General features: G+C 55.2%; 11 protein-coding genes. 8 read left to right on the top strand and 3 right to left on the bottom strand.

All coding sequences use genetic code 11. The features are described from left to right. Positions 1-7: 7 nt before the first annotated feature. A complete protein-coding gene (locus N909_RS0117330) occupies positions 8-1,234 on the top strand; it encodes a ChaN family lipoprotein (RefSeq protein WP_051689919.1) in 1,227 nt (408 codons plus the stop codon). A 299-nt stretch (positions 1,235-1,533) separates the two neighbouring features. Here the strand turns inward: N909_RS0117330 and N909_RS0117325 are convergent, their stop codons facing one another. Next, the gene (locus N909_RS0117325) at positions 1,534-2,514 is read right to left on the bottom strand and encodes a class II fructose-bisphosphate aldolase (protein ID WP_029917396.1); all 981 of its coding nucleotides are present in this window, start codon (positions 2,512-2,514) and stop codon (positions 1,534-1,536) included. A gap of 274 nt (positions 2,515-2,788) precedes the next feature. Between N909_RS0117325 and N909_RS0117320 the strand changes: the two genes are divergently transcribed. Beyond that, a complete protein-coding gene (locus N909_RS0117320; RefSeq protein WP_029917395.1) occupies positions 2,789-4,231 on the top strand; it encodes a glyceraldehyde-3-phosphate dehydrogenase in 1,443 nt (480 codons plus the stop codon). A gap of 493 nt (positions 4,232-4,724) precedes the next feature. Next, positions 4,725-5,105, top strand: a complete 381-nt coding sequence (locus N909_RS0117315; RefSeq protein WP_029917394.1) for a hypothetical protein — start codon at positions 4,725-4,727, stop codon at positions 5,103-5,105. Positions 5,106-5,211: 106 nt separating this feature from the next. Here the strand turns inward: N909_RS0117315 and rpsU are convergent, their stop codons facing one another. Continuing rightward, a complete protein-coding gene (gene rpsU / locus N909_RS0117310; protein WP_029917393.1) occupies positions 5,212-5,409 on the bottom strand; it encodes a 30S ribosomal protein S21 in 198 nt (65 codons plus the stop codon). Positions 5,410-5,519: 110 nt separating this feature from the next. After that, positions 5,520-6,650, bottom strand: a complete 1,131-nt coding sequence (locus N909_RS0117305) for a THUMP domain-containing class I SAM-dependent RNA methyltransferase (RefSeq protein WP_155006000.1) — start codon at positions 6,648-6,650, stop codon at positions 5,520-5,522. A 182-nt stretch (positions 6,651-6,832) separates the two neighbouring features. On the opposite strand from N909_RS0117305, the gene N909_RS0117300 reads away from it, so the two are divergent. The 5 genes from N909_RS0117300 to N909_RS0117280 all read left to right on the top strand — a co-directional run bounded on the left by N909_RS0117300 (position 6,833) and on the right by N909_RS0117280 (position 12,616). Continuing rightward, on the top strand, positions 6,833-7,534 hold the full coding sequence (locus N909_RS0117300) for a PilZ domain-containing protein (protein WP_029917391.1): 702 nt from the start codon (positions 6,833-6,835) through the stop codon (positions 7,532-7,534). Between the two features lie 109 nt (positions 7,535-7,643). Further along, a complete protein-coding gene (locus tag N909_RS0117295) occupies positions 7,644-8,411 on the top strand; it encodes a J domain-containing protein (protein WP_029917390.1) in 768 nt (255 codons plus the stop codon). Positions 8,412-8,482: 71 nt separating this feature from the next. After that, positions 8,483-9,646, top strand: a complete 1,164-nt coding sequence (gene rdgC, locus N909_RS0117290; RefSeq protein WP_029917389.1) for a recombination-associated protein RdgC — start codon at positions 8,483-8,485, stop codon at positions 9,644-9,646. Between the two features lie 84 nt (positions 9,647-9,730). Beyond that, positions 9,731-11,845 (top strand): SpoIIE family protein phosphatase, encoded by a 2,115-nt coding sequence (locus N909_RS0117285; protein ID WP_029917388.1) that lies wholly within the window; start codon positions 9,731-9,733, stop codon positions 11,843-11,845. A gap of 129 nt (positions 11,846-11,974) precedes the next feature. Beyond that, positions 11,975-12,616, top strand: coding sequence for a MarC family protein (locus tag N909_RS0117280; protein ID WP_029917387.1), 642 nt, complete (start codon positions 11,975-11,977; stop codon positions 12,614-12,616). Positions 12,617-12,632 lie beyond the last annotated feature (16 nt).

The following is a 12,632-nucleotide window of genomic DNA, read 5'->3' as shown; positions in this document are numbered from 1 at the left end:
AGGACGCATGTCATTTAGACGTCTGCTCATTCTGACCGTGGCCGCGGTGTCATTGACCGCCTGCACGAGCCAACTCCCGCTGGGCGATCCGGAGCTCCCCTATCCACCGGCACGGGAACCCGTGGTCGGCGAGATCCTCCACCTGCCGACCGGAGTCTATGTCAGCGAGCAGACCCTGCTTGACCATGCCGTCAGGGAGCGCGTCGTCTTTGTCGGCGAAACCCACGACAATCCGGCTTCACATCGGTTAGAAAGAATAATCCTGACCGCCCTCCAGGAGCACAATCCGGGCAATGTCACCCTGGCCATGGAAATGTTCGTCCCCTCTCAGCAACAGGTGCTGGACCGCTGGAGTGCCGGAAAGCTGAGCGAAAAGGAATTTCTTAAAGAAGTAAACTGGTACGGTACCTGGAGCATGAACTTTGCATTTTACCGCCCCCTGCTCCAGTACTGCCGGGAACATCACATCAAAATTCTCGCCTTGAATGCGGAGCAGGACGTCAAGAAGCTGGTCAGTCACAATCCGATTGAGGACCTCCCCGAAGCAGTCCGCGAGAAACTACCGGAGATGGACTTCAACGACCCATACCAGCGCGCCATGGTCGAAGCAACGTTCAAGGATCACGCCATGGGCTCAGCCATGTTGGCAAGCTTTCAGCGGGTACAGACCCTCTGGGACGAAACCATGGCCAGCAACCTGGCCGACTACCTGAAAAAAACGCCTTCTACCCACCAGGTAGAAGTCATTGCCGGTGGCAACCATGTCCGCTACGGTTTCGGCATTCCACGACGGATGTTTCGCCGGGCTCCGGCCAGCTACCTGCTGGTCGGCTCCAACGAAATCGATATTCCGGCCGACAAACAGGATCGGCTGATGAATGTGGTCAAACCCGACTACCCGATGCCCCCCTACCACTTCGTCATGTATACCAGATATGAGGATCTGCCGACCCCGGGAGTTAAACTGGGGGTCATGTTCGAACCGGGTGCAAAAGGGCTGACCGTACAGGGCGTCCTGCCCGGCTCCGCGGCAGCAGCGGCCGGCGTGGAGTCGGGTGATATTCTGATCGGCATCGATGACAGCCCGATCAGCGAGCCCTTCGATCTGATTTATGCCCTGCAACAGAAGCAAATCGGGGACAGTGTGCAGCTTAAACTGTTGCGCGCAGACCGTGAACAGCTCAAAGAGGTTCGGTTCAGCCCGGCCAGTCAGCAGCCCCACGGCAGCAAATAACCGTCCGAAACCGGGCAAGTCCCGATTGGCGCTCGTTTAAGGGGCGCTGGCAGCAAAACCGGGACTGTCCCCGCACGGGGGCTGTCCCAGGTCTTTGCGGTGCTAACCGCTTCAGTTTCATGGCTCGCAAACTCTTGGGACAGCCCCCGATGACCCTGGGGACAGTCCCGAGTTTACTGCAAAGTTGCTTAAAGGTGCGCCATTCGGGCAAGTCCCCCACCGATCGATTCAATAACAACAAGGCCGGTGCAAACCATTGCACCGGCCTTGTTGTTAGTCAGTCCCCGTCCGGGTCTGGATCAGGCTTTGCCGGCACTGCCGAGCACCGCCTCATTCTTGTGCTTGATCAGCGCAATCAGTTCCTTGCGGGCCGCACCCAGGTATTTGCGCGGATCGAATTCCGCCGGGTCGTTAGCCAGATACTCGCGCACCTTGGCGGTCACGGCCAGCCGGCCATCGGAATCGATGTTGATCTTGCAGACGGCACTGGCGGCGGCTTTACGCAGCTGATCTTCCGGGACGCCAACCGCCCCTTCCATCTTGCCGCCATACTGGTTGATCAGAGCGACGTATTCGGGGATAACGCTCGAGGCCCCGTGCAGGACAATGGGAAAGCCCGGAATCCGCTTTTCACATTCGGCCAGGATATCAAACCGCAACGGCGGCACTTCCTCACCATCTTTGAGTTTGAATTTGTAGGCACCGTGGCTGGTGCCGATAGAGATCGCCAGGGAATCCACGCCGGTTTTCTTGACGAAATCCTCAACTTCATCAGGCTGGGTATAGGAGGATTTTTCAGCCACGACCTCATCTTCGATCCCAGCCAGAACCCCCAACTCCCCTTCCACGGTCACATCATGCTGATGGGCATACTCAACCACCTGCTTGGTCAGGGCGACATTTTCATCGTAAGACAGATGAGAGCCATCGATCATCACTGACGAAAATCCGGAATCGATGCAGCTTTTGCAGAGTTCAAAGGAATCACCATGATCCAGATGCAGCACGATCGGGATATCCGCCCCCAGTTCCTTGGCCATCTCAACGGCGCCCATGGCCATGTAGCGCAGCATGGTTTCGTTGGCATAATTACGGGCTCCTTTGCTCACCTGAATAATCACCGGGGAGCGGGTTTCCACGCAGGCGGTTATAATGGCCTGAAGCTGCTCAAGATTATTGAAATTGTAAGCAGGAATTGCATAACCGCCGTCAACGGCCTTGCGAAACATCTCCCGAGAGTTGACCAGCCCCAGCTCTTTATAACTGACCGCTTTACTCATTGTGGTTCCTCCATGTTTGAAAAAGGATTTAGCTCTTTTTGAGGTTGATGAACAGGGCTTTGCTCCCCTTGTTGATAGTTTTATCAACCCTGCCAGAGGTTGTCCAGCAGCAGCTGAACAAAGTCTCAATTTAGTTTTCCCGGAAGGTGGTTGCAATAGCCCAGGGCATCTATTAGTATACGCTCGTTTGCGACCGTGGGTAGGTTCTGTCCCGCGATCATTTCACTGACTTGAATGTGCTTTGATATTCATTTTATGAAAGGACTGGTGAGAGATGGTCGATGCAAAAACGGATAAATATTTTAAAGAATGGAAAGAACGCGAAGCCGTAGCGGAGGCGATGACACCGCTGATCGGCAAGCTGTACCGCGACCACGAAGTCATCTGCACGGTCTTCGATCGCAGCCTGGTCAACAAACCGATCAATGACATCCTGCGGGTGCATCGCTTTGCCCGCCAGATCATCGATCGGGAAATCTGGGTCAAGGACACCTTCCCCTTTCTTGAAGCCATGGCGGACATGGACCTGGCTCCCGGCCGGGTTGACCTTGCCAAACTGTTCCTCCGCTATCAGGAGCAGGGTGGTGGCGACGTCAGAAGTTTTGTCGGCGAACAGCTCAAGGAGCTCAATACCGGCAGGAGCAATCAGCTCAGCGAACCACGCGATGTCGTGCTCTACGGATTCGGTCGCATCGGCCGGCTGGTGGCCCGAATTCTCATTGAACAGGCCGGCGGCGGCAATAAACTGCGCCTGCGGGCGGCGGTTGTCCGCAAGGGCGGAGATGACGATCTGGCCAAACGCGCCAGCCTGTTGCGCCGCGACTCGGTGCACGGACACTTCAACGGCACCATCCGGATTGAAGAAGAAGAGAACGCCATTATTGCCAACGGCAATATGATCCGCATCATCTATGCCGACAGTCCGGACCAGATTGACTACACCGCCTACGGCATCGAAAACGCCATCATTATCGACAACACCGGCAAGTGGCGCGACCGCGAAGGGCTAGGCCTGCACCTTAAGGCCAAAGGGGCCAGCCAAGTGCTGTTGACCGCCCCGGGCAAGGGGGACATTCCCAACATTGTTTTTGGTGTCAACAATGAGCTCCTGCAACCCGATGCCACCATTCTCTCTGCGGCTAGCTGCACCACCAACGCCATTGTCCCGGTCCTAAAAGCGGTCAGTGACAAGTTCGGGATCGAATACGGCCATGTCGAAACCTGCCACAGCTATACCAACGACCAGAACCTGATCGACAATTACCATAAAAAAGAACGTCGCGGTCGTAGCGCCCCGTTGAATATGGTCATTACCGAGACCGGCGCCGCCAAGGCGGTGGCCAAGGCCCTCCCGGAACTGGCCGGCAAATTGACCGGCAATGCCATCAGGGTGCCGACCCCCAACGTCTCTCTGGCGATTCTGAACCTGACCCTGCAGCAGGAGACCACGGTGGAAGAACTCAACAGCTACCTCCGCCAGATGTCTCTCGATTCACCACTCCAGGATCAGATTGATTACACCAATTCTCCGGAGGCGGTCTCCAGTGATATGGTCGGCTCCATTTATGCCGGTGTCGTCGATTCCCTGGCAACGATTGTTCAAGGTAACCGCTGCGTGCTCTATGTCTGGTATGACAACGAATACGGCTACAGCTATCAGGTGGTCCGGATCGTCGGCAAAGTATCCGGCATGAACCTGCAACACTGGCCCAAATAGCCAGCGTCCGCCTGGTCCGTTTGACTATCTTGCTCAAGCAAGCCCGACACGCAGCGGGCTTGCTTGAGCAAGGCTCTCCCCCTGCCCAGACAGCTCCCGGTTAAGTTCCCCGCAAAAAAACCAGGGCTTCGGCTCTAGGTATTTTTGCCAAAACCGTTGTGGAGAACCGCGATAACAGGCACCCCCAAGCGCTCTAACAATCTCTGTAATTATTCAGAATTTTTCTTTGATTTCAGCTATCTTCCCTAAAAAACCAGCCCACCCAAAAAATTAATGAGAATGGCACGTTTTTCGCTTATCTCCTGTTTGAGAGATACGGGAAAGCAATAGCAGGCTGTTGACCCCATGGACGGGCGATCAAAACCAATGACGGCCTTGTACGTCATTGATTTTGTAAGGCGGAGAAAATCGCACTTTTCTCTACCGAGCTTGAAAAAGGCCAGGGATGGGCTTTTTCAACAGTCTGATAGAGCAACGGCAAAGGGGGAAAGGGATGAACAACGACTGGTCAGCAGAGCAGAAAAAGCAGCAATTTCAAATCATCAGCGCACAGTTTCTGGAGCAGAAAACCACGTCAACAGGAGACCGAGAGGAAAAACTGACGCTTGCCCAAATCGCGGATAAAATCATCGATCGCCTCGACAATGAAGAGCGCCGGCCCCAAAAAACTAGCGGAGACCTGTCTCCGGTCCACCTTAAAGACCACCAGAAAATGCGCCAGGAGATCACCAGACTGGAAAAAATCTGGAGAGAAAGTCAAATTAATGACACGGAATATATCAATTCCCTCTCCTACATTGTCGAGTTCCATCAACATTTTTTTGACAGGGGAGGCGTTTCGGAAAAGCCGGACTCAACGAAGGGCAACAAATAACTGGCGGTCGTCACAAACAAAGGTCGGCACTTTGCAAAGTGCCGACAGAGACCTGACCGGCACATAAAAAGCCGACCCGGAATCCGGATCGGCTTTTGAATTGCGTTTAGCTGAAGCGCTTCATGGCGCGCATTTTCTTGCGCAGGCGGCGCTGAGCTTCTTTCTCTTTGCGCTTACGCTTGATGCTCGGCTTTTCGTAAAATTTACGCTGTTTCATTTCACGAAAAAGGCCTTCCTGCTGCAATTTGCGCTTGAGGACTTTAATCGCCTTTTCGACGTTCCCGTCAATGACAGTGATTTCCACGGACAATCACCCCGCTTTCCCTTAAATCTTTGCATCAGGTGCAAGAGCCCGCGTTTATACCTGTCTTCATCGACAATGTCAAGCAAAAATACCGTCCCCCGCCGTCCGGATTAACGCTTGCCAAAGAGCGAAACCTTGATACCGCCATTGACGGTTTGCAGGAGAGTCTCCCAAGCTATTCCCGAGGCACGGATCAACCGGTTGTCGGGACACAGGATTGCACCCCGCCAGGAGCTGAAGCGCTGCGCGTAAAGCTGGCCCAGCTGCGCATAGAAACCGCTGAGCGAAGCATTCTTCCCCAGTCGCTCACCATAAGGCGGGTTACAGATCAGCAACCCGTCAGCTGCCGGCGGCTCAACGTCACGCATATCGCAGCAACGCAGTTCCACCACCTCTTGCAGCTCGCTCTGCACCAGATTGAGTTGGGCCGCCGCAAGCACTTTCGGGTTGTTATCAACGCCGATAATCGCGGCCGCAGGACGCACCCTGGCTTTGCTGTGCGCCTCTTCCAGAAGCTGCTGCCACAGGCCGGCACGATACTTTGGCCAAGCCATAAAGGCAAAGCTCCGGGTTGCCCCCGGCGCCCGATTCTGGGCAATCAGCGCAGCCTCGATGGCAAAGGTGCCCGAACCGGTCATCAGGTCGAGCAAAGGCCTGCTGCCATCATAGCCGCAGGCCAGCAAACAGCCGGCCGCCAGTGTCTCTCGCAGTGGAGCCGCGCCATGAGCCTGCCGATAGCCGCGGCGATGCAGCAAAGCCCCGGAACTGTCCACGGAAACCGTACAACGATCATCGATCAAGCGGATAAAAACCGCCAACCGTGCCTCGGCCTCCTGGCAGGAGCCCCCCAGGGCCTTGGCCATGGCCTCACGGCAGGTGTCGGCGATGCGACCGCTATGGGTCAGTCGTGAATTTCGGCAGGAAACCTTGAAGTCACAGGCCTGGCCGGGCTTGACAAAACGCCCCCAGGGGAGACGCACCAGGCGCTGATAGAGGGTCGGAAAATCGCGCGCGGTCAAATCACCAAGACGGACCAGAATCCGCGAGGCGCTACGCAGCCAGAGATTGGCCAGGTAAAGTTCGCGCAGTCCGCCACGAAAGCTGACCCCTCCCGGTTCTATCTGCTCCGGTACGATCCCGAGCGCACTGAGTTCACCAGCGCAGATCGGCTCAAAACCGGGAGCTATAATTGCAAAATACAGATTCTCTTTGGGGACCACCAGTCGCTCCAAGCATTGCAAAAGTTCATCCAGTCAGCGCGAATCATATTAGAATCCTGCCCTGCTAAGCCCGGAAAGCGGGGCCGGCACTTCTGGCAAATCCATTAAAATTAATTATTAGTTTGTTCTTACCACTTAAAATCAAATATACTATCGAAGATAGGATTGAATGCCTACAGAAATTATCAGACTGGTTTCTCGCAATGAAATTCCAACGATATTTTAAATCTGGCCAGCAACTGCTGCTGCGGGTTCTGAATAAAACCAGACAGGACGGTCGCACCGAACTGATTTCCGCCACAGTGGTCGCATCGGAAAGTGATACTCTCATCCTCACCCTCCCCTACGGTGAGGATGCCGACAACCAATATCCCTTTGAAGCCGGCCATGAGTTTGAAATCACAACCGATGCCCTGGGCTTAGGAGTCCGGGCCAAAGGGCGGTTCTTTAAAAAGATCGGTACCAGCCGTTTTGCCCTGAAACTGGAGCCGGAGTTGGAAATGTTCCAACGCCGGATCAGCCAGCGCTACGACTGCTCCCTGGGAATCCGTTTCAGCAGAGCGGCCAAAACCCTGCAGACCATGCGTGGTATCTGGGAGAAAAACCTCGAAGTCCTTTCCAGCCCGGAGGCGCCGCTGGTTTTTGATGGGTTCCGCAAAACCCGCGTCAATATCAGCTCGGGCGGGATTCGCCTGACCATCAAACCGCCTGCCAACCAAGGGGAACTCTGTCTTATCCTGATCGCCCTTGATGACGGAAAACCGCCGGTCTGCACAATCGCTGAAATCGTCTGGACCTGCATGCAGGACGAAACCGCAATGACTGCGGGGATGCGCTTCATCAATATTCTGTGCGATGATCAGCAGCGGATCGAGGATTTCATCAACAGTCAAAAACCAAAATAAGCCTCCTGAAATAACGATCTCTTCTTGCTTGTCAGCGCCTATATTCTAAGCTATAAAAAAGCATCGCTTTACAGCCCCATCGGACTACTTGATCTGCAGGAACCATTTCATGCCACAGGTGACAGAAGCTGAAGTTTTTCGCGCGTGCCGGACGCTTTTCGGGCCTGAACTCAATCTCAGTCAAGAGTTTCTCGCCTATCTACAACCGGCAGGTGCCCGGTCGGCATATCGCAAAAAGGCCAAAGTCATCCACCCTGATCGTTTTGCCGTGTCCGCAGCGGCCCTGCAGGCCAAGCATCACCGTTTATTTCAGGATTTGAATCAGGCACATCAGACAGTCCAGGATTATTTGAAACAAAGAACTGCGCGAGACACGCGCAGCAGCTCAAGTTATTCCACGGTTCGCCCGCAGCCGTCCCGGACCAGGCAGGAGCAACCAAAATGGAGCCAACAAAACATTCCCCTGCCGACCCGCCCGCTGCAATTCGGAATGTTTCTGTACCATCTTAAAATCATCCCCTTCGATGCCTTGATTTCGGCAATTATCTGGCAACGCCGCCAGCGTCCGAACCTTGGTGACATCGCCAAACGCTGGGGATGGCTGGATGATGCGGGAGTCAGAAAAGTCCTGCATACCCGCAGCGGTTTGAGCAAATTCGGCGAGAAGGCAATCCAACTCGAACTGCTGACCCAAAGACAGGTCAACACCTTATTATTTTACCAACGTAGCTTGCAGAAACCGCTGGGATTCTTTTTTGTCGAGCAGGGCTATTTTGACGAAACCACCATGCAGCAACTGGTACAACGCCAGGCAGAGCATAACCGTACTTACGGTCAGGGTTTCGCCAATCAGCACTACTATTGGCATCGCAAGTAATTTTTGTCGGGAGTTCCCCGGCTATCCCTCATTCTACAAATTTCAATTTTTTCATAGGTTAAGGAGTTATCATGGGCTTTCTGGCTTCCTCCGCGAGTATTTGCTATTTTCAGGTCAGCGGAAATCTTGATGCACAGAAAAAATTTACCGAGTTGCCGGAACAACTGAGCACCGAAGGTTTCCGCTCCATCGAAAACTCGGCTGAAGAACTGGCAACCGGTTGGGTTGAAATGACCGATTACGATAACGGCGAATTCGACACCGCCCAATGCTGGTATGATCACTTTCTGTGTTTCACCCTGCGCCAGGATCGCAGACGCATTCCGGCAGCGCTTTTGAAACGCCAGATCAGCAGGCTGAGCGCTCAGTTTCTGGCGGAAAAACCTGATCTGAAATATGTCCCAAAGGCCGAAAAAGAGCAGATCCGTGACCGTGCCCGTTCACAACTGCTGGTCAAGACCCTGCCGAGCCCCTCGTTTTATGATGTGGTCTGGGACACCGAGCGGCAACTGCTCCGCTTCTGCTCCCTGGGGCAGACCATGATCGACAGTTTCCAGGGGCTTTTTCACCAGACCTTTCCGGGACTGCGCCTGCAATTGCTCCATCCTTTCGCGCGGGCCGAAAAAATTCTCCCCGAGTCCCAGCAGGAACGCCTGCAACAGGTCAACCAGGCATCCACCGACAGTGTTCTGGAACAGATCGAAGCAAATCGCTGGCTGGGCAATGATTTTCTGCTCTGGTTGTTTTATCGCACCCTGAATTCGGATTCGCGCTATCAGGTCAGCGCCTCCGGGCCGTTGCTGGAGAAACAGCCGTTCACCGCTTTTCTCGACAACCGCCTGGTGCTGGTCGGCGGAGGGCAGGAAGGAGTACAAAAGATCGTTGTCGCCGGACCGCAGGATCACTATCTGGAAGTCAAAACCGCGTTGACCCAGGGCAAACAGATCGAGGAGGCGACCCTCCACTTCCAGCATGACGAAGACAACGCCTGGAAGTTAACCTTGAAAGGGGAACGTTTTCAATTCGGCAGTTATCGGACGCCGATGATCAAACCGGAAAGTTCGCCCGATGACGACCCGCAGGCCGAGGCCGTTGCCGCCTTCCTGACCAAACTGGCGGCAACGGAAGAAGGCGAGCAGATGTTTGACAGCCTGCTGCGGGATTTTCTGGAACTGCGGTTGGGTGATGGTTGGCAGGATCTGCAAGGAGCCATTCAAACCTGGCTGAATGAATAGGCAACGGTCCGGTTCCGGGAGCCCCACGGATTTCATTCCGATCCAAAGCTGCTATGATTACAAGGAGCTGCCGTTGAGGTCCCTATGAAATTTCGTACCAGGCTATTGATTTTGCTCTTGCTCGTGGCATTGGTTCCGCTGAGCCTCAGTTTTATGGTTCAGCGGATCTCGATCCTCCATTTCGGCAACAAACTGGCGGAGGATACCAGGAGCTTGTTGAACAACAATGCCCAGACGTTGTTGCATGCGCTGGTGGATGATTACGGACGCATTCTGACCCGTGACCGCACCATGGCCCTGCTCACCCTGCAGAACCAGGCACAGGCGGTCGAAAGCAAGCTGGCCCAGCCCCCGCCGAAGACTCCTGCGCCGATCTATTTTTCAGCCGACTACAACTCTCCGAAGCGCCAACCTGCCGACCTGCAGCCGTCGCAAAAACATCTGCGCTACGACGCCGACGGCAAGCCGGTCCCCATTCCCATCTCCTATTCCCAGCAGGTGTTTTTTCTGGCGGCCGGAACCGACCCCGGTCAGGTCGCGGATGATCTGGCCCGCTTGAGCGGAATGGTCGAAGTCTACCGCTCTCTGCATCAAATTCAGCCGGATCTGTTTCTCTGGCAATACACCGCTCTTGCATCGGGTGTCCATTCGAGTTATCCGGGTAAAAACGGTTACCCGGCCGATTACGATCCCAGAAAACGGCAATGGTATCGGGATGCAGTGCAAAACAAGGGACCGACCCAGAGCATTCTGATCGATCTGACGACCGGCCAGCTGATCCTTACTTTATCCACCCCGGTCTACCACCCGGACGGCTCCCTGGCCGGAGTCACCGCCCTTGATATCGACTACCGCCAGTTTTTCACCGATTGGGCAATCCCCCCGGAATGGGCCGAAGCCACCGAGAGCATGGTCCTCGTTTACAATGACCAGCTGGCACCGCAACAGTCCCTGGAAATTCTCCTGCGCAGCCACCATAACAATCGCGGCCACGACTGGAAAATGCCGGTTAAGCATGAATATTTTGACCTGACCGAGCCCCGTTTTGCAGCGGTCAGCGAAGATATCAACAACGGGGTCTCGGCGGTGCGACACATTGACTATCAGGGCACCAAAGCACTTTGGGCCTATGGCGCACGGCAGGGGAACAACCCCTTTCCACTGCTGATTGTTCCCTATAAAAAAATCCTGGCCAAGGCCGATGATGCCGAGAGCTATGTTAACCGGCAGATCTCGCTGGGCCTGACCATCAGTGCGGCCCTGACCATTGTGGTGGTCGGGGCCGCCATCCTGCTGGCCCTGGTCCGCTCCAAAAAGGTCACCCGCCCGGTGATGCAACTGGCCAAGGCAGCGGATCGCTTGGCGGAAGGGGATTTCAGCGCCCGCGTCAACATCACCACCGGTGACGAACTGGAAGACCTGGGACAAATATTCAACGGCCTGGGCAGCCGGCTGGCGGAACGGGAACAGATGAAGCAATCCCTGGAGCTGGCCAAGGAGATTCAACAGCAACTGTTGCCTGGAGAAGTCCCCTCCTGTCCGGGCTTTGAGCTGGCCGGACGCAGTATCTACTGTGACGAAACCGGTGGCGATTATTATGATTTCATCCGCTTGAACAATGGCGGCATCGGCCTGGCCGTCGGTGACGTATCGGGCCACGGCATCGGCTCCGCCCTGGTCATGGCGACCGCGCGCGGCGCCCTGCACTCCCTGGTGGAAAACCACACTACCAATTTAACCGCGCTCTTCAATGAGCTCAATCGCTACCTCAACCGGGGAACCGCCGATGCTTACTTCATGACCTTGTTCTACGGTGTGCTCAACCCCGAGTCAAAATCGCTGGATTGGCTGTCCGCCGGTCAGGCCCCATTATTTCTCTATCAGGGCGGGGCGGTTAAGGAATTGTACAGTTCGGCAATCCCTCTCGGCATCGCCGAACTGGCCGATTTTGTGACCGCCACCAGGATCACCTTTGCAAAAGGCGATATCCTGCTGGTCGGTACAGACGGAATCTGGGAAACCCGCAACAGCAGCGGAGATATGTTCGGCGCCGAGCGGGTCAACCTGCTGCTGCAAAGCCAGCATGACAGCTCGGCCTCGGAACTAGCCGATCTGCTCATTGCCGACATCGCTCGTTTCCGGGGTGACGCCCAGATCGATGACGACATCACCCTTATGGTCATCAAAGCAACGGAATAAAACGCCCCCACGCAGATGGCACCACGGCCTGTCAAATCGACACCAGGTGAAGAATTATCCCCGGGAAAAACCGAACGGATGATGCTATAGTTCAGGTTTGCAAACTCTTCACCAACCAGGATTATCCCGATGTTTGAAACAGCCACTGTCGCATTTACGACTTTTTTTGCCACCATAGGCCCATTGGATGTGGCCGCAGTCTTTGCCGCCATGACCGCTGGCGCGTCCCCTCGCCACCGGCGGCGCATGGCGGTTCGGGGCACCAGCATTGCCGCATTTTTGTTACTTCTGTTCGCTTTTGCCGGCGAGTTCCTGCTCCAGAGTCTCGGCATTTCCCTGGCGGCGTTAAGGATTGCGGGTGGGATTCTGCTGCTGCTCATTGGCATTGATATGGTTTTCGCCCGCCCCTCGGGCGGGACGGGCACCACTGATGAAGAAACCACTGAGGCGGCCGGTAAACAGGATATTTCCGTCTTTCCACTGGCCACCCCGCTGATTGCCGGTCCCGGAGCCATGGGTGCGGCAATCCTGCTGATGGCCGAAGCAGGCGGGGAACTGATCTCGGAAATGATCGTCATTGCCATGCTCCTCGCCGTGCTGCTGATCTGCTTATTGCTGTTGCTGGCTGCGGCCCGGGTGCAGCGCCTGTTCGGGGTCACCGGGATGCACGTTATCAGCCGCATCTTCGGAGTCCTGCTCACCGCACTGGCAGTTCAATTCATGATCGATGGAATCGCCCAGAGTGGGCTTCTACAGCAGGCAGTTTTATAGAATTCCCGGCTGGCTT

The sequence above is a fragment of the Pelobacter seleniigenes DSM 18267 genome (genome assembly GCF_000711225.1).
Taxonomy (GTDB): Bacteria; Desulfobacterota; Desulfuromonadia; order Desulfuromonadales; family Geopsychrobacteraceae; genus Seleniibacterium; species Seleniibacterium seleniigenes.
Note: the sequence above shows the minus strand (reverse complement) of the source record. Positions and strands in the feature narration are given on the sequence as shown.

Bases quoted from the DNA above. Each gene is read 5' to 3' on its own strand.
- N909_RS0117330 (WP_051689919.1), top strand. From the start codon at position 8: ATGTCATTTAGACGTCTGCTCATTCTGACCGTGGCCGCGGTGTCATTG.
- N909_RS0117325 (WP_029917396.1), bottom strand. From the start codon at position 2,514: ATGAGTAAAGCGGTCAGTTATAAAGAGCTGGGGCTGGTCAACTCTCGG.
- N909_RS0117320 (WP_029917395.1), top strand. From the start codon at position 2,789: ATGGTCGATGCAAAAACGGATAAATATTTTAAAGAATGGAAAGAACGC.
- N909_RS0117315 (WP_029917394.1), top strand. From the start codon at position 4,725: ATGAACAACGACTGGTCAGCAGAGCAGAAAAAGCAGCAATTTCAAATC.
- N909_RS0117300 (WP_029917391.1), top strand. From the start codon at position 6,833: ATGAAATTCCAACGATATTTTAAATCTGGCCAGCAACTGCTGCTGCGG.
- N909_RS0117295 (WP_029917390.1), top strand. From the start codon at position 7,644: ATGCCACAGGTGACAGAAGCTGAAGTTTTTCGCGCGTGCCGGACGCTT.
- rdgC (WP_029917389.1), top strand. From the start codon at position 8,483: ATGGGCTTTCTGGCTTCCTCCGCGAGTATTTGCTATTTTCAGGTCAGC.
- N909_RS0117285 (WP_029917388.1), top strand. From the start codon at position 9,731: ATGAAATTTCGTACCAGGCTATTGATTTTGCTCTTGCTCGTGGCATTG.
- N909_RS0117280 (WP_029917387.1), top strand. From the start codon at position 11,975: ATGTTTGAAACAGCCACTGTCGCATTTACGACTTTTTTTGCCACCATA.